Genomic DNA, 16,031 nt, shown 5'->3' with positions numbered 1-16,031 from the left:
TGAATGCCGCATGACGTCACGCTGATCGCCACGTTCGCGGTGGGCTTCGTCCTCGCGTTCGTGTTCGGCGTCCTCGCCAACGGCCTGCGCCTGCCCCCGCTCGTCGGCTACCTGGTGGCGGGCGTCGTGATCGGGCGCTTCGCCACGGGCGTGGTCGCGACCGCGGAGGTCGCCGGGCAGCTCGCCGACATCGGCGTGATCCTGCTGATGTTCGGCGTCGGGTTGCACTTCTCGGTCGCCGACCTGATGGCGGTGCGCCGCATCGTGCTGATCGGCCCGGTCGTGCAGATCGCGATCGCCACCGCGCTCGGCACCGGCGTCGCGATGCTGTGGGGCTGGAGCATCGGCGCGGGCATCGTGTTCGGGCTCTGCCTGTCGGTCGCGAGCACCGTCGTCGTGCTCAAGGGACTCGAGGACCGCAACGAGGTCTCGACCGCGAGCGGCCGCATCGCGATCGGCTGGCTGGTGGTCGAGGATCTGACGATGGTGCTCGTGCTCGTGCTGCTGCCCGCGCTCGCGGGCGCGCTCGGCGGCACCGTGCCGGGCGGAGGGCACGGCGGAGCCGGGCACGGCATCGTGGCCTCGCTCGTCGTCACGCTGGTCAAGGTCGCCGCGTTCGGCGCGGTCGTGCTCCTCGTCGGCCCGCGCGTGCTGCCCTGGATCCTGCGCCAGGTGGCGCGCACCGGCTCGCGCGAACTCTTCACCCTGGCGGTGCTCGCACTGTCCGTCGGCATCGCGTTCGGATCGGCCGAACTGTTCGGCGTCTCGTTCGCGCTCGGCGCGTTCTTCGCGGGCGTGGTGCTGAACGAATCCGACCTGTCGCACAAGGCCGCCGCGAATTCCCTGCCGCTGCAGGACGCATTCGCGGTGCTGTTCTTCGTGTCGGTCGGCATGCTGTTCGACCCGATGATCGTCGTGCGCGAGCCGGCGATGATCGCGGCCGTGGTGCTGTTCATCCTCGGGCTCAAGGCCTTGAATGCGACGCTCATCGTGCTCGCGATGGGCTACCCGGCGACCACCGCCTTCTACCTCGCCGCGACGATCGCGCAGATCGGCGAGTTCTCGTTCATCCTGGCGGGACTCGGCATCGGCTATGGCCTGCTGCCGCCCGAGAGCCTGTCGCTGCTGCTCGCCGGAGCGCTCGTCTCGATCACGCTGAACCAGTTCGCGTTCGTCGCCAAGGACGGGCTCGTCGCGATGGTGCGGGCCCGTCCGCGCTGGCGCGCCGTGCTCGAGGACGCGCGCGCGGCCCGCCTCCTCGCGCTCGAGCAGGAGATCGAGTCCGCGCGCCTCGCGGCGGAGGCGAAGGCCGCGGCGCACAAGACGGTGTCGCCGGAGGAACTCGTCGCGCGGTTCCCGATGTTCGCCGGACTCACGCCGGAACAGCGGGAGGTCGTGCTGCTCCATTTCGTGCCGCACACCGCGCAGCCGGGCGAGCGCGTCATCCACCGCGGCGACGTCGCCGACGCCGCCTATTTCCTTTCGCAGGGGGAAGTCGAGGTCACGGTGTCCGGCCAGCACATCCGGCTCGGCCCGGGCAGCTTCTTCGGCGAGATGGCGCTGATCAGCGGCCAGCCGCGCTCGGCCGACGTCACCGCGCTCGACTACTGCAAGTTCCTGAAGCTCACGACCGACGACTTCAACGAGATCCTGCGCCGCTATCCGGATATCCGGACGCAGATCACCGAGCAGGCGGCGAAGCGCGACGAGATGAACCGGCAGGCCGAACGCGCGGCCGATGTCGCGCATCGCACGCCGGAAGTCGGCGGTCGTCGGGCGGGCGGACGCGAGTCGTAGCGGGCGGCGCGTTCGGGAGGCGATCCCTCGTCCGAGCTACAGGAGCAGCAGCGTCGCCAATCCGAGGAAGGCGCCCATGCTCACGACGTCGGTCGCGGTCGTGAGGAAGATCGACGACGCGGTCGCCGGATCGGCGCCCAGCCGCTGCAGCGTCGTCGGCACGAGCACGCCGGAGACGCCGCTGATCACGCAGGCGACGACCATCGCGAGCCAGGTGACGCCGGCGAGCATCCACGCCTGCGGGTTGTCCTGCATCCACGCATAGACGAACATGCCCGCCCCGGCGGAGACGCCGACGAGCGTGCCGTTGGCGAGGCCGAGGATCGACTCCTTGAGGACCGCGGCCGGCGTGCCCCCGGGTTTCAATTCGCCGAGCGTCATGCCGCGCAGCGTGACGGCGAGCGCCTGGCAACCGGTGTTGCCCGACTGGCCGGCGAGCACCGGCAGGAACACCGCGAGGAGCACGATCTTCTGCAGCGTTCCCTCGAACAGCCCGACGACGAATGCGGCGACGAACGCGGTCAGCAGGTTCAACTGCAGCCACGGGTGGCGGAACAGGAGGCTGCGCGGCCACGGCGTCGCGAGCCGCTCCTCCTTGGTGACGCCGACCATCTCGCCCGCCTGCGCGGAGAGTTCGACCGCCTGCGCCTCGAACATCCGCTGGCCGCGCACCGTGCCCATCAGCCGGCCCTCGTCGTCGACGACCGGGTAGACCGGATAGTGCTTGTCGAGCGTCGACTTCATCGCGTCGATGAGCGGCAGCGCCGTCTTCAGCGCGAAGACGTCGCGCAACATCACTTCGCCCAGCGTCGCCGAACGGTCGTTGAACAGGAGATCGCGCATCGTGATCACGCCGACGAGCTTGCCGTCGGCTTCCAGCACCCACGCGTAGGTGATGAACTGGGACTTCACGAGCTCGCGGATGGTCTCGATCGCCTCGCCGACCGTCTGCCCGGGCAGGAACACCGCGAGCGGGGGTTCCATCAGCCGCCCGATCGAGTCCTCGGGGTAGGGCGAGGCGTCCGACTTCTTCCTGGGCTTGCGCAGGCGCATGGCGATCTCCCGGCACGGCGAGGAAACGGGTGACGCGGACCGCTGCTGCGGGTGGGATCCTGCGGCGACGGCCCGCGCGGCCACGCGCCGTTATACCGCAACGCCGCGCGGTGCACGATCTTTGCCGACCTGCGGGGCGGGAACGAACCTCCGCTACTGCTCCGGTGCGCTTGCGGAGTCCGGCTCGGGTTCGAGGCCGGCGTCCCCCGGCGGCAAAGTGGAACGAACGGTGTCCGTCGGACCGCGCCGAGGTCGGTATGGCCGGTCCGTGCGGCGCAGCAGGTCGACCGACGCGGACACCGCATCGCGCAGGATCTCATCCTGCTTCTCCCGCGTCGCGCTGCCGCAAAGCCGCGTGCAGAACTTCGACGTGGGACTCTCGAAGTCGCAGTGCGATGCGCCGGCGATCTTCTCCATGCGCACGAGATGCGGTGCCGCGCGCGCGATCGTGCGTCCGCTGCCGAAGAGATTGCAGGCCGATGCATCGCCGACGAACACGATGGCCGGCGCTTCGAGCTCCGACGCCGCGTAGATGCCGGTACCGGTGCGGTCGACCGGGTCGAGTCCGATCCAGCCCGCGAGACCCGGCAGTTTCGACGCGGCGTGGACGGTGGCGAGTCCGCCGGCCGACGTGCCGATCAGCACGATCGATGAGCGTGGCGTCGGCGGCATTCCGAGCCCTCCCGCTTCGAGCTGTCCGACGAGTTCGACGACGAGCGTCCCGTTTCCCCGCAGGTCGAGCACGTTCGGGAGGTCGGGGACGATGGCGACGACGCCGGCGTCGGCCAGCGCGATGCCGAGATCCCGGTGCTGCGCCTTCGAGCGCGTCCAGCCGTGTGCGACGATCGCCACGCCGATCGGCGGGTCGCCCGCCGGAACGTAGACATCCGCGTCGGTCCTGGTGTCGTCGAGCGTGAGGGTCGTCGTGCGGGGAGACGTCGTGGCGGGCGTCGCGTTCGCGGGCAGCGCGCCGCCGCCCCCGACGGCGAGGAGGAGCGCCACGGCCCATCGCGCCAGCGTCACGAGGCGTTCCGGCCCCCGGATCGACGATCGCCCCGTCTCGGGCGCCTTCATGGCAGGCGCAGCGCCAGCGTCGCGGTGCGCGTCACGCGGTCGATGTCGAGCTGGTAGCGGAAGTACGCGAGCGTGGCGCGGCGCAGGCTGCCGTCGTCGGCGGTCGCGTAGACGAACGTCGCGATCGGTCGCGCCGCCGGATCGCAGGGTTCGAGGCAGAATCGGTAGCCGAAGTTCGTCCCGTCGCGGAAATGCGGCGGACCGAGTTGAGCCACGATGCGCGCCTCGTCCGGATACGCCGCCGGCGGCACCTGCGCGAGGTCGAAGCGCGCGCCGGGCGGGGTGAACGAAACTTCGGGGTGACAGACCGTCGCGATGACGGCGTCGACGATCTCGCGCGGCACGAGCGAAGCGACGCGTTCGGGCGGTACCGTCGCGGCGAGCTTCGGCACTCCGCCGACGTCGCGGAAGACGAGTTCGGTGGAAAGCGTTCCGGCCCGCGGCAGGGCCCGGTCCAGAGGAGAGGCCGTGTAGACCAGCCGGGGCCCGTCCGGCGTGTCGGCGATGCGCGTCGGAGACAGTCCGATCAGCCACAGGACGTCGTCCTTCGTGAGCGTGGGACGGGTGAAGTCGACCCGATAGCCGATGCCCGACGCCGCGACGACGACTTGCGGGGGACGCACGTCGCAGAGCTGACGATGCGTCTCGAGGACGCGGTCCAGCACGCAGCCGCCGAGGGGAAGGGTGAGGAGCGCGATCGTGACACCGCGCAAAGCGCCCGCGGCGATTCCGCGATCGATGAGGGAGGTCACGCGTCGCGATGCTCGCGCAGGATGGAGGCGGTACGGGGCGCGTCCGTCGGCCGACCGCCGACACGGCGGCGAGGCGACGGCTCGCCTTGACGCCCGCCCCGGACCGCGACCACGATAGTACGCGCATCCCGCGCATGCCGGCGGAGACCGCCCTTGTCGACCGTGCTGGCCCTGGCATTGCTCCTGCTCGCGCCGGCCGCGCACGCCGCGAAGACGTCGTTCGACTGCGCGAAAGCGAAGGACAAGGTCGAGCTGCTCGTCTGTCGCGACGAGACGCTCGCGAAACTCGACCTGCGTGCCGCCGAACTCTTCCGCATGGCCGAGGCGAACGCCGCGGGCGAACGCGCGCGCATCGCGCTGCGGGACGCGCAGCGCGCCTGGCCGCCGAAGCGCAACGCTTGCGGGAGGAGCGCCGAGATGCGGGCCTGCGCGATGCTCGCGTACCGGAAACGCATCAGCGAGCTGCAGGTGCACAGCGGCGAGGCCGTGGCGCCGATGGCGACGCTCTACGACTGCGGGAAGCTCGGCACGGCCACCGTCCGCTACTACCCCGGCACGGAACTCCCGGTCGCGGTCGTGAGCTTCGGCGTCGGCGACACGGACACGGCGGTGGCGACCTCGCCCGAACCCGGTGCTCGTTACGTCGGCGCCCGCTACGCGCTTCGCAACGACGGCAGCGAGGCTCTCGTGTCCCGCCGCGGTCATCCCGACACCGCCTGCCGGCGCAAGGCCTGACGGGACAGGCGAGACGACAGCTACGCCGTGCCGTGCGCCGTCGGAGGCGGCGGGGCGGACGGCGGCGTGCCGGGCACGCGCACGAGGTAGACGCTGCACGGGGCCTCCGAGGCGACGGTCGACGCGGTGGATCGCCACCACGCGAACGTGCGCTCGCGCGGCGCGGGCGCGCCCAGCACGATCAGGTCCGCGTTGTTGGTGCGCGCGATGTCGAGGATCGCGTTCGCGGGGTCGGCGGATTCGACGACGTGCAGCGAGGTCTGCTCGGCGGGCAGGCGGAGCGGCGCGAACCATGCGCGCAGCAGGTGCCGGTGCGCGAGCTGGCGGCCGGACGACGTCTCCTCGAGCGATGCGCCCTCGCCGAGCGGCGCGGCCGCGATGGCGGCGACGATGAGCAGCCGGTAGTCGTCGTTCGCCGCGACGATCTTGGCGATCGTGCGGCGGATCGCCTCGTGGCGCGGATCGTCGATGCGCACGGTGTCGATCGCGACGACGACCACCGGCAGGCGCGAGAGCGCGGTGCGCGGCGCCGCCGGGCTCACCGTCGTGCCGCGCGCCTGCCACCAGTTGCGGAACTGCTCGCCCAGTCCGGCGGATTCGGTGCGCGACGCGCGCGCGGAGAGCTTCACCTCGTCCGGATGGCGGAGATCGAACGCGACGTGCGCGGCCGACGGCGTGCGGTGCGAGGGATCGGGCTCGAGCGCGTGCAGGATCACCTCCTGCAGCCACGGCGGGAGTTCTCGGGCGAGCGCGCGCGGCGGCGCGGGCACGCGCCAGCGCCGGTCCTGGAGCCCGTCGAAGGTCTCGGGTTCGCCGAACGGCGTCGTCCCGGTCGCGAGCTGGTAGAGGAGCGCGCCCAGCCCGAAGACGTCGCTGCGCGGGTCGCCGCGGTGCCCCGAGAGCTGCTCGGGAGACACGTAGGCGGACGATCCGGCGCCGCGGAAGCTCTCGTCCTCCGCGATCAGGTCGGGCAGCTCCGCGTGATGCGCGAAGCCGAAGTCGAGCAGCACCGCGCTACCGTCCGCACGCAGGATGAAGTTCTCGGGCTTCACGTCGTGATGCACGACGTTCTGCCGGTGCACGTCGTGCAGGGCGTCGGCGAGCGCCGCGCCGATGCGCGCGACCTCCGCGGCCGGCAGCGGGGCGCGCTCGACGATCGCCGACAGGCCCTCGCCCTCGATCAGTTCCATCACGATGTAGGGGCGCATCGGCTCGGTGCCGATGCCGGCGACCCGCGGGACATGCGCGCCGGAGAGGCGCGGCAGGATCGCCTCCTCGATCTCGAAGCTCACGACGCCGAGCGTGGGCTCGCCCCGCCCGACGCCGGGAACCTTCATCACGAGCGGGTAGCCCGGATCGTGCGCGGGATCCGCGATCACGTGGAAGATGTAGCCGTTGCCGCCCTCGTGCAGTCGCGGCCCGACCGCATATCCGTCGAAGGCGTCGCCGGTCGAGACGAGGGTCGGCATGCGATCACCCGCGAACGAACCGGACGGGGTGGGAGGGTGCGTCCATCGCGGCTCAGATGCCGGCTTCGATGCGGTAGGCGAGCGTGCCCGGAAGGCCGGCTTCGCGGATCCTGCGCGCCGCCGCGTGGTGGTCGTAGGGAACCCGGTAGAACGTGATGTCGTGCGCCGCATCGTCGAAGAGCGCGTAGGCGGCGGCGGGATTGCGGTCGCGCGGCTGGCCGACCGAGCCGACGACGCCGAGCCAGCGCCGCGGCTCGAGCACCGGAATGCGCACGCCCGGCACCGGCGTGAACGCGCGCATGCGTCCCTTCGCCGTGGCGAAGTACAGCTTCTGGTCGTGCACGTGGCCGCAGAACGTGTAGGGCGTGCCCGCCGCTTCCGAGCATCGGGCCGCGAGGGTGGCGCTGTCGACGTAGGTCCAGCGCGCGGGCTCGACGGCCGACGCGTGGACGAAGGATGCCGGCGGCGCACGGGCGACGAGCGGCAGTCCGGCGAGGAATCGCTTCTGGTCGGCGGAGAGCGTCTGCTCCGCCCAGTCGAGCGACGCGTGCGCATCGGCGTGGAAGTAGCTCTCCCGTTCCTCGAGCGCCGCGTCGTGGTTGCCCTTGAGCACGATGGCGCCGTCGGCCGCCAGGCGCATGACGCGATCGACGACCGCGGCCGCGTCGGCGCCGTAGCCCACGAAGTCGCCCAGCAGCGCGTAGGCATCCGCGCGTTTCGAGCGTGCGTGGGCGAGGCAGGCGTCGAGCGCCTCGCGGTTCGCGTGGATGTCGGAGAGGATGGCCCGGCGCAAGAACCGGAGTCTATCGAATCCGGTCGCCCCGCCCCACGGCGGCCTACGCGACCGTTGCCGCCGCGGCCGCCCCGCGCCCGCCGATTTCCCAGGCGGCGTCGAGTTCGGCGTCGTCCGGCCGGATGCCGAAGGACCGGGCCAGTGCGTCGCTCAACGCATCGATCGAGTCGAGTTGCGTCTGTTCCTCCGCCCCGGCGAGCGTGCGTCGCGTGAGCGTGCGATTGAGGAGCGTGACCCGGCCGCCCTCCACCGGCAGCGCGGCGACGAGGTTGTTCGCGAAGAGCGCGCCGGGGCGCGTCGCGGTGTACCAGCTCATCTGCGCGAAGTCGACCGGATGCTGGCGCACGAAGTCGAAGCTGTAGCCGTCGCGCCAATCGCCCGCGACGTCGATCTGGAGCAGCAGGGCGTCGCCGTCCTCGACGATCCTCGCGTCCTCGTGTGCGGTGCGCTGCGGCGCGCGCAGGTCGAGGTCCACCGGCGCGGTCGGCGTGTGCCGGCCGAACCCGCCATCGACGAGCAGCCGCTGCCCGTCCACCCGCACGCACAGGACCATGTGGGTGCGTGGCGTGATCGTGCCGCGGGGGACGCCGTAGCGGACCCGCGCCGACAGCGGCGTCGCGTCGAATCCGAGCGACCGCAGCGCGAAGAGCAGCAGGTGGTTGTGCTCGAAGCACCAGCCTCCGCGGGCCCGCCGCACGATCTTGTCCTCGAGCGCGTCGATGTCGAACGCGGGCGCGCCGTGCACGAGCACCGAGAGGTTCTCGAACGGAATCGCCATCGCGTGGTGGCGCAGCACGGCGGCGAGCGTGCGAAGCGACGGCTCGCGCGAACCGTCGTAGGCGATGCGGCGCAGGTACGCGTCGAGGTCCATGGCTGAACGGGCAGGCAGGGGCGGCAGGCGCAACCTACCAGATCGCCGCCGCGCGCGGCCCCCGTGCGCGCAGGGAGCGCCTGCCCGCGGACGATCCGACGGTCCGCGCCGCGGGCGTGACGCTCAGCGACGGCGGGCCGTGGACGAGCCGCCCCTGCGGGTTCTGCGACTCGGCTCCGCGGAGCCGGGCGGAGACTCGAGCGAAGCCTGTAGCCGACTCGCCCGTGCGCCGGCCGCGCGCCGGCCCGGGGGAACGGCGTCGACCACCCCGAGGCGGGCGACTTCGCCGAAGAACCGCCTCATCGCCGGGCCGATGCGCTCCAGTTCGGCGCGGTGCATCGCCGCGAGCTTCGCGAGAACCTGCCGGCCGCGCGAGGTGAGCCGGAGTTCGACCTTGCGCCGATCGGCGCTCGAGGCCTCCCGGACCACGAGCGACTCGTCCACCAGCCGGTCGACGAGGCCGACCGCGCTGTTGTGCTTGATCATCAACTGCTGCGCGAGGTCCGCGATCGTCACGCGCGCGCCGTCCGGCCAGCCGCGCAGCACCAGCATCGCCTGGTAGTGCTGCGCGGACAGCCCGGCCGCGGCGGCGGCCGCCTCGCTGAACCGCAGGAAGGCGCGTATCGCGTGGCGGAACCCCGCGAGCCGCGCGTAGTCGCCGGTGGCGAGCCGGTAGCGCTTCTCGGCCCTTTCGAGTTCCATGGTGGCCCCTCATGGTCGCGATCGTGCGCGCGACCCCCGATGTCCGCCCACGAGGATCGCAGGCGTTCCGGACGGTTGACAGGTCTGTCCTCTGACTCCTGTCGCCCTACTCGCCCTCGAGAAAGCTCCTGAGCTTCTCGGAGCGCGACGGGTGGCGGAGCTTGCGCAGCGCCTTCGCCTCGATCTGCCGGATGCGCTCGCGCGTGACGTCGAACTGCTTGCCGACCTCCTCGAGCGTGTGGTCGGTGTTCATCTCGATGCCGAAGCGCATGCGCAGCACCTTCGCCTCGCGCGGGGTCAGCGTGTCGAGGATGTCCTTGCAGACGTCGCGCAGCGACGCGTTGACCGCGGCGTCCGACGGGGCGACGGTCGACTGGTCCTCGATGAAGTCGCCGAGGTGGCTGTCGTCGTCGTCGCCGATCGGCGTCTCCATCGAGATCGGCTCCTTGGAGATCTTGAGGATCTTGCGGATCTTCTCCTCGGGCATCTCCATCTTCACCGCGAGCGTCGCGGGATCGGGCTCGGAGCCGGTCTCCTGCAGGATCTGGCGGCTGATCCGGTTCATCTTGTTGATCGTCTCGATCATGTGCACCGGGATGCGGATCGTGCGCGCCTGGTCGGCGATCGAGCGCGTGATCGCCTGGCGGATCCACCAGGTCGCGTAGGTCGAGAACTTGTAGCCGCGGCGGTACTCGAACTTGTCGACCGCCTTCATCAGGCCGATGTTGCCCTCCTGGATCAGGTCGAGGAACTGCAGGCCGCGGTTCGTGTATTTCTTCGCGATCGAGATCACGAGGCGCAGGTTGGCCTCGGTCATCTCGCGCTTGGCCTTGCGCGCCTTCGCCTCGCCGGTGGACATCTGCTTGTTGATGTCCTTCAGCTCCTTCAGCGGGATCATCACGCGCGACTGCAGGTCGCCGAGCTTCTGCTGCTGCTCGACGATCGCCTGCCGGTAGCGCGAGAGCTGCTCGCTGTAGCCGTGCCCGGCGGCGATCTCGCGGTCGATCCAGCGGATCTGCAACTCGTGGCCGGGGAAGTTGCGGATGAACTCGGGGCGCGGCATGCCGCCCTTGTTCACGACGAGGTCCTGGATCTTGCGCTCGTGCTGGCGGATGTTGTCGACCTCGGAGCGCACGCTGTCGCACAGCTTCTCGACCATGCGCGCGGAGAAGCGGATCTGCATCAGCTCCGCGGAGATCTTGCGCTGCGCCTCGATCGCCTTCGGCGCCTTGTGGCCTTCCTTCTGCACGGCTGCGAGGTGCCGCGTGTAGTGGCGGCGGATCGCGCCGAAGCGCTCGAGCGCGGCGACCTTGAGGCGTTCGAGATTCTGAGCCTGGATCGCGCCCGCGTCGCCTTCGTCCTCGTCGTCCTCGTCCTCGTCCTCGTCGTCGGACGCCTCGACCGGCTTGGTATCGATCTGCTCCTGGAAGTCCATCAGGCCGTCGACCACGTCGTCGATCTTGAGCTCGTCCTTGCCGATCTTGTCGGCGAGGTCGAGGATCTGGCCGACCGTCATCGGGCAGGCCGAGATCGCCATGATCATGTGCTTCAGTCCGTCCTCGATGCGCTTGGCGATCTCGATCTCGCCTTCGCGCGTCAGGAGTTCGACCGAGCCCATTTCGCGCATGTACATGCGCACCGGGTCGGTCGTGCGGCCGAACTCGGAATCGAGCGTGCTCGCGGCGGCCTCGGCCTCTTCCTCGACGTCCTCGGTCGGCGCGGCCGGCGCCGCCTCCGCCATCAGCAGCGTGTCGGCGTCGGGCGCCTGGTCGTAGACCTGGATGCCCATGTCGCCGATCATCGAGATCACGCCCTCGATCTGCTCGGCATCGACGAGGTCGTCGGGCAGGTGGTCGTTGATCTCGGCGTAGGTGAGGTAGCCACGCTCCTTGCCGAGCACGATCAGGCTCTTCAGCCGCCGCTTGCGCGCTTCGATGTCGGCTGGCGTGAGTTCGCGCGGCGGCGCGTCGGCGTTCTTGCCGTTCCGACCCTTGCGGCCGCCCCCTTCGACGAGCTTGGTCGCGAGCTTCGCGGCCATCTCGCCGGCGGCCTTCGCCGCGGCCTTGTGATCGACCTTGGCGGGCGCGGCCGGAACCGCTGCCGGCTTGCCGGCCGGCTGCGGCTTCCCGACCGGAGCGCTCTGCTTCCCGGCCGGTGCACCCTTCGCGCCCGCCGCGGGCTTCAGCACTGGCGCCGACTTCGCGCCCGGCGCGGGTTTCGTTACCGGGACTGCCGTACCCTTGCCCACCAGCACGAGTTTGGCGGACGACTTCGCGGCGGGTTGCGCGACCGGCTTGCCGTGGATCTTCGCTACCGCCGCCGCGAGCGGCTTCTTCGCGACGGGCTTGGCGGCCGGCTTGTGCGCCTTCTTCGCGGCCGTCTTCTTCGGTTCGGGCTTTCGCGCCACAGGCTTCTTCGCCACGGGCTTCTTCGCCGCGGTCCGTTGCGCGGGCTTCCGGTGGGCGACCGGCTTCTTCGCCCTGGCTGCGGGCTTGCTCTTCGCGGGCGACTTGCGGGCGGGCTTCTTGGCCATGGGCTTCCTGGTCTCGGCGATCGTCACGGGGCCGCATGCGGGCCGGCCCGGCGAGGCGTCGGCTCCCATGTGGGGCCGACGTGGGAAAACCTCAAATCATATCATGCGGTTGCCCGATGCGCACTCCGTCGGCCACTGCTGCAGCGGGCGACCGGGCGACAACGCCCCTCGGACCGGTAACGGGCCGGATGCGCGCCAGGGGTTTCGCGCCTGCGAGTCCATCAGGCCGCCGAATCCTTGGGGATCCGCCCCGTGCCCATGCGGCGGCGCACGAGGTCCTTCTGCTCGGTCGTCAACTGGTCGAGCGGGGTGGAGAGCAGCGCGGCGATCCGGCGCTGCTCCTCCTGCTCACGCCAGCGCTCGACGCCGTCGCGCAGGAGGGTCGCCGCCTGCTCCTCCGTGATGCCCTGGTCCTCGGCCGAGGCCAGCGCCGCCACGAGCGCGCCTTCGTGTTCGGTGCCGTCGAACGCCTGCACGAGTCCCGCTGTCGTGATCGATTCGCCCGCCCCCGCGCACCACGCCACGACCGCGGCCAATGCAGCGGCGTCCGGCGAGTTCTCGCCGGCGGGCGGGATGTCGACCTCGCGCACGATCGAAGGTTGGAGCAGGATCGCCTGCAGAAGTTGCCGCGCGAGCGACGGCGCACGACGCACCGGCGGTCGCGAACCTGCGCGTGGCCGGAACGCGGGATCCGGGCGAGTCCCCTCGTGGCGGACGTGGTCCGCCGGGCCATCGTCCCGGGGCGGGCGGACGTTCGCCTGCACGATCGGCGCGATCTGCGCCTCGGGAAGGCCGGCGATCTCGGCGATGCGGCGGATGATCAACGCGGCGAGCACCGGGGCGGCGATCTGGCTCACGAGCGGACGAGCTGCGGCGACGAATGCGGCACGGCCCTCGTCGGAGTCGAGTGGGTGGCGCGCGGACAACTCGGCGATCAGGAACCCGGAGAGCGGCGTGGCGGAGGAGAGCGCCTCCTCGAACGCGGCGCGCCCGCGTCGGCGCACGTAGTCGTCCGGGTCCTCGCCGTCGGGCAGGAACAGGAAGCGCGCGTCCTTGCCGTCGGCGAGCACCGGCAGCGCGTTCTCGAGCGCGCGCCACGCGGCCTTGCGCCCGGCGGCGTCGCCGTCGAAGCAGAACACGACGTGGTCGGCGAGCCGGAAGAGCTTCTGCGCGTGCACCGCCGTCGTCGCGGTGCCGAGCGTCGCGACCGCGTACTCGACGCCGTGCTGCGCGAGCGCGACGACGTCCATGTAGCCCTCGACGACGACGACGCGCTCGCGTTCGCGGATCGCGTTCCGCGCGAGCCACAGGCCGTAGAGTTCGCGGCCCTTCGAGAAGAGCGGGGTCTCCGGCGAGTTGAGGTACTTCGGTTCGCCGCGGTCGAGCACGCGGCCGCCGAAGCCGACGATGCGCCCGCGCGCGTCGTGGATCGGGAACATGACGCGGTCGCGGAAGCGGTCGTAGCGCTTGCCGGCGTCGCCCTTGACGACGAGCCCCGCGGTCTCGAGGCCCGCGTCCTGATAGTCGGGAAACGCGCGTTCCAGCGCGGTCCACTCGTCGGGCGCGTAGCCGATCTCGAAGCGCGCGGCGATCGTGCCGGTGAGGCCCCGCGACTTGAGGTACTCGATCGCGCGCGGCGCGTTCTTGAGTTCCGCGCGGTAGAACTTCGCGGCGGCGGCGAGCCGCTCGGTCAGGTCGTCGTGCGCGCGGCGCTCCTCGCGCTCGCCGGGGCGTTCGACCCGCGGCACCTCGAGCCCGGCGTCGCGCGCGAGTTCCTCGACCGCGTCGGGGAACGACTTGCCCGCGTGCTCCATCAGGAACCCGATCGCCGTCCCGTGCGCACCGCAGCCGAAGCAGTGATAGAACTGCTTCGTCGGCGACACGGTGAACGACGGGGTCTTCTCGCTGTGGAACGGACAGCAGGCCTGGTAGTTCGCGCCGGCCTTCTTCAGCGGGACGAAGCGGTCGACGACCTCGACGATGTCCACCCGTGCGAGCAGCGTCTGGATGAAGTCGTTCGGAATCATCGGCGCGCCAGACGTCGCGCGCGGCCGACCACCGGCCGGCCGCGCGGACGCATCACACGGCAGGGAACCGATTCATCATAGGCGGGGCGCTCGCCTTCCGCCAGTCCCGCAAGGAGCGCGCCAGCGGCCGCCCCGTCCGTCAGCGAATTGCGGTCCGGGGACACGGCACGCCGCGTCGCGCCGGTCAGGCGAGTTTCGCCTTGACCCGGGCGGAGACGGCGGCGAGGTCGGCCTTGCCGGCGAGCCGGGGTTTCACGATCGCCATCACCTTGCCGATGCCGGCGGGTCCGGCGGCGCCGGTCGCCGCGATCGCTTCCGCGATCATCGCGTCGATCTCGCCCTCGCTCGCCTGCGCCGGAAGGTAGCCCTGCAGCACCGCGATCTCCGCCCGCTCGACGGCGGCGAGGTCCTCGCGGCGGCCCGCCTCGAACTGCGCGACCGAATCCCTGCGCTGCTTGATCATCTTGTCGACGATCGCGAGCACGTCCGTGTCGCCCATCTCCTTGCGCTCGTCCACCTCGCGCTGCTTGATCGCGGCGAGCAGGAGCCGGATCGTCGACAGGCGCGCGGCATCCTTCGCGCGCATCGCGTCCTTCATGTCGTCCTGGATGCGGATCTTGAGCGTCATCGCGGGGTTCCGGGTCGTCGGTGGGGCGGACGGCGATCCGGACGCCACCATGCAAAAGGGGCGAATCGCTTCGCCCCTTGCAGATGGTGCCGGCCGTCGCGCCGATCAATAGAGCTTGGGCGGCAACTGCTGGCTGCGGATGCGCTTGTAGTGGCGCTTCACCGCCGCGGCCTTCTTGCGCTTGCGTTCCGAGGTCGGCTTCTCGTAGAACTCGCGGGCGCGAAGCTCGGTGAGGAGGCCGGTCTTTTCGATGGTGCGCTTGAAGCGGCGCAGGGCGGCCTCGAACGGCTCGTTTTCGCGGACACGGACGCTGGGCATAAGGAGAATCGACCTTGCCTTTCGAATCAGGGGGTTGGCGCAGCACCGGGACGAATCGCCGACCCGGATCGCAGGTAATCGACGAGTATAGCGGCGCGCCGCCCCGCCGGCAAGCCCTGCTATTGTCGGGGGGCGGACGGACGGGATGCGGCGGCGCCCGGGACACGGGCCCCGCAACCCGTCCCTGTTTGCGCGTCCTGATCCCTGTTACCTGTTGCCTGTTACCTGCCCCATGCGTGTCCTCGGCATCGAAACCTCCTGCGACGAAACCGGCGTGGCCGTCTACGACACGGCCGCGGGCCTCCTCGCGCACCGGCTGCACTCGCAGGTCGACCTGCACGCGCGCTACGGCGGCGTCGTGCCCGAACTCGCGTCGCGCGACCACGTGCGCCGTCTGGTCCCGCTGATCGAGGAGGTCGCCGCCGAGGCGAAGACCGCGCTCGCCCGACTCGACGGCATCGCGTACACCGAAGGCCCGGGGCTCGCCGGTGCGTTGCTCGTCGGCGCGAGCGTGGCGAATGCGCTCGGATTCGCGCTCGGCAAGCCGGTGGTGGGCGTGCACCACCTCGAGGGCCACCTGCTCTCGCCGCTCCTCGCCGACCCGCGCCCCGACTTCCCGTTCGTCGCGCTGCTCGTGTCGGGCGGCCACACGCAGATCTACGAAGTCGAAGGCGTCGGGCGCTACCGGTTGATCGGCGACACGCTCGACGACGCGGCCGGCGAGGCGTTCGACAAGACCGCGACGCTGCTCGGATTGCCCTATCCGGGAGGCCCGGCGCTCGCGGCGCTCGCGGTGACCGGTCGCGCGGGGGTCGTGTCGCTGCCGCGCCCGATGATCGATTCGGGCGACCTGATGATGAGCTTCTCGGGTCTCAAGACCGCGGTGATGACGCTCGTGCGCAGGCGCGAGGCGGAGGGCAGCCTCGGCGCGGCCGCGCGCGCCGACATCGCCGCCGAGTTCCAGCGCTCGGTCGTCGACGTGCTGGTGGCGAAGGCCGCCGCGGCGCTGGAGGCGACCGGCGCGACGCGGCTCGTCGTGGCGGGAGGCGTCGGCGCGAACCGCGAACTCCGCGCGCGCCTCGACCGCGACGTCGCCGCGCGCGGCGCGCGCGTCTACTTTCCGGACCTCGCGTTCTGCACCGACAACGGCGCGATGATCGCGCTCGCCGGCGCGCTGCGGCTCGCGACCGCGGCCGCGCACGACGGCGCGTTCTCGGTGCGGCCGCGGTGGGCGCTGGAGACGCTGGCGGCGGTCTGATCCCGTCGCCGCGCCCGCGCC

General features: G+C 71.2%; 14 protein-coding genes. 3 read left to right on the top strand and 11 right to left on the bottom strand.

Annotated elements, in window-relative coordinates; genetic code table 11:
• Positions 1–3 precede the first annotated feature (3 nt).
• Positions 4–1,797 (top strand): cation:proton antiporter, encoded by a 1,794-nt coding sequence (locus HS109_02305; protein MBE7521197.1) that lies wholly within the window; start codon positions 4–6, stop codon positions 1,795–1,797.
• A 36-nt stretch (positions 1,798–1,833) separates the two neighbouring features.
• On the opposite strand, the gene HS109_02300 is transcribed toward HS109_02305, so the two are convergent.
• From HS109_02300 to HS109_02290, 3 genes are all read right to left on the bottom strand, one after another.
• A complete protein-coding gene (locus tag HS109_02300) occupies positions 1,834–2,850 on the bottom strand; it encodes a magnesium transporter (GenBank protein ID MBE7521196.1) in 1,017 nt (338 codons plus the stop codon).
• Positions 2,851–3,003: 153 nt separating this feature from the next.
• Positions 3,004–3,924, bottom strand: coding sequence for a hypothetical protein (locus HS109_02295; GenBank protein ID MBE7521195.1), 921 nt, complete (start codon positions 3,922–3,924; stop codon positions 3,004–3,006).
• Positions 3,921–4,676: a hypothetical protein gene (locus HS109_02290; protein ID MBE7521194.1), complete on the bottom strand. Its 756-nt coding sequence runs from the start codon at positions 4,674–4,676 to the stop codon at positions 3,921–3,923. Before HS109_02290 ends, HS109_02295 begins: the two co-directional genes overlap by 4 nt.
• Before the next feature lie 153 nt (positions 4,677–4,829).
• Between HS109_02290 and HS109_02285 the strand changes: the two genes are divergently transcribed.
• Positions 4,830–5,411, top strand: coding sequence for a hypothetical protein (locus HS109_02285; GenBank protein MBE7521193.1), 582 nt, complete (start codon positions 4,830–4,832; stop codon positions 5,409–5,411).
• A gap of 20 nt (positions 5,412–5,431) precedes the next feature.
• Here HS109_02285 and HS109_02280 read toward each other — a convergent pair whose 3' ends face one another.
• The 8 genes from HS109_02280 to HS109_02245 all read right to left on the bottom strand — a co-directional run bounded on the left by HS109_02280 (position 5,432) and on the right by HS109_02245 (position 14,752).
• Positions 5,432–6,880, bottom strand: a complete 1,449-nt coding sequence (locus tag HS109_02280) for a protein kinase (GenBank protein MBE7521192.1) — start codon at positions 6,878–6,880, stop codon at positions 5,432–5,434.
• Between the two features lie 52 nt (positions 6,881–6,932).
• Entirely contained in the window at positions 6,933–7,673 is a 741-nt protein-coding gene (locus tag HS109_02275; protein MBE7521191.1) for a metallophosphoesterase family protein, read from the bottom strand.
• Positions 7,674–7,716: 43 nt separating this feature from the next.
• Positions 7,717–8,544: an arylamine N-acetyltransferase gene (locus HS109_02270; GenBank protein ID MBE7521190.1), complete on the bottom strand. Its 828-nt coding sequence runs from the start codon at positions 8,542–8,544 to the stop codon at positions 7,717–7,719.
• 123 nt (positions 8,545–8,667) lie between these two features.
• Positions 8,668–9,246 (bottom strand): MarR family transcriptional regulator, encoded by a 579-nt coding sequence (locus tag HS109_02265; protein MBE7521189.1) that lies wholly within the window; start codon positions 9,244–9,246, stop codon positions 8,668–8,670.
• A 106-nt stretch (positions 9,247–9,352) separates the two neighbouring features.
• Positions 9,353–11,779, bottom strand: coding sequence for an RNA polymerase sigma factor RpoD (rpoD, locus tag HS109_02260; GenBank protein ID MBE7521188.1), 2,427 nt, complete (start codon positions 11,777–11,779; stop codon positions 9,353–9,355).
• Between the two features lie 221 nt (positions 11,780–12,000).
• On the bottom strand, positions 12,001–13,806 hold the full coding sequence (locus HS109_02255) for a DNA primase (GenBank protein ID MBE7521187.1): 1,806 nt from the start codon (positions 13,804–13,806) through the stop codon (positions 12,001–12,003).
• Between the two features lie 184 nt (positions 13,807–13,990).
• Positions 13,991–14,434, bottom strand: a complete 444-nt coding sequence (locus tag HS109_02250) for a GatB/YqeY domain-containing protein (GenBank protein ID MBE7521186.1) — start codon at positions 14,432–14,434, stop codon at positions 13,991–13,993.
• Between the two features lie 105 nt (positions 14,435–14,539).
• Entirely contained in the window at positions 14,540–14,752 is a 213-nt protein-coding gene (locus HS109_02245) for a 30S ribosomal protein S21 (GenBank protein MBE7521185.1), read from the bottom strand.
• Positions 14,753–14,984: 232 nt separating this feature from the next.
• Between HS109_02245 and tsaD the strand changes: the two genes are divergently transcribed.
• Positions 14,985–16,010, top strand: a complete 1,026-nt coding sequence (tsaD, locus tag HS109_02240) for a tRNA (adenosine(37)-N6)-threonylcarbamoyltransferase complex transferase subunit TsaD (protein ID MBE7521184.1) — start codon at positions 14,985–14,987, stop codon at positions 16,008–16,010.
• Positions 16,011–16,031: the final 21 nt, after the last annotated feature.

It is taken from the genome of Burkholderiales bacterium (assembly GCA_015075645.1).
Taxonomy (GTDB): Bacteria; Pseudomonadota; Gammaproteobacteria; order Burkholderiales; family Casimicrobiaceae; genus VBCG01.
The sequence above is the reverse complement of the archived record's forward strand: the minus strand, read 5'-3'. Positions and strand labels throughout refer to the sequence as shown.

What these genes read in the sequence shown, in the direction of transcription:
- HS109_02295 (MBE7521195.1), bottom strand. Translation starts at nt 3,924, where the DNA reads ATGAAGGCGCCCGAGACGGGGCGATCGTCGATCCGGGGGCCGGAACGC.
- HS109_02280 (MBE7521192.1), bottom strand. Translation starts at nt 6,880, where the DNA reads ATGCCGACCCTCGTCTCGACCGGCGACGCCTTCGACGGATATGCGGTC.
- HS109_02300 (MBE7521196.1), bottom strand. Translation starts at nt 2,850, where the DNA reads ATGCGCCTGCGCAAGCCCAGGAAGAAGTCGGACGCCTCGCCCTACCCC.
- rpoD (MBE7521188.1), bottom strand. Translation starts at nt 11,779, where the DNA reads ATGGCCAAGAAGCCCGCCCGCAAGTCGCCCGCGAAGAGCAAGCCCGCA.
- HS109_02270 (MBE7521190.1), bottom strand. Translation starts at nt 8,544, where the DNA reads ATGGACCTCGACGCGTACCTGCGCCGCATCGCCTACGACGGTTCGCGC.
- HS109_02305 (MBE7521197.1), top strand. Translation starts at nt 4, where the DNA reads ATGCCGCATGACGTCACGCTGATCGCCACGTTCGCGGTGGGCTTCGTC.
- HS109_02245 (MBE7521185.1), bottom strand. Translation starts at nt 14,752, where the DNA reads ATGCCCAGCGTCCGTGTCCGCGAAAACGAGCCGTTCGAGGCCGCCCTG.
- HS109_02255 (MBE7521187.1), bottom strand. Translation starts at nt 13,806, where the DNA reads ATGATTCCGAACGACTTCATCCAGACGCTGCTCGCACGGGTGGACATC.
- tsaD (MBE7521184.1), top strand. Translation starts at nt 14,985, where the DNA reads ATGCGTGTCCTCGGCATCGAAACCTCCTGCGACGAAACCGGCGTGGCC.
- HS109_02265 (MBE7521189.1), bottom strand. Translation starts at nt 9,246, where the DNA reads ATGGAACTCGAAAGGGCCGAGAAGCGCTACCGGCTCGCCACCGGCGAC.
- HS109_02250 (MBE7521186.1), bottom strand. Translation starts at nt 14,434, where the DNA reads ATGACGCTCAAGATCCGCATCCAGGACGACATGAAGGACGCGATGCGC.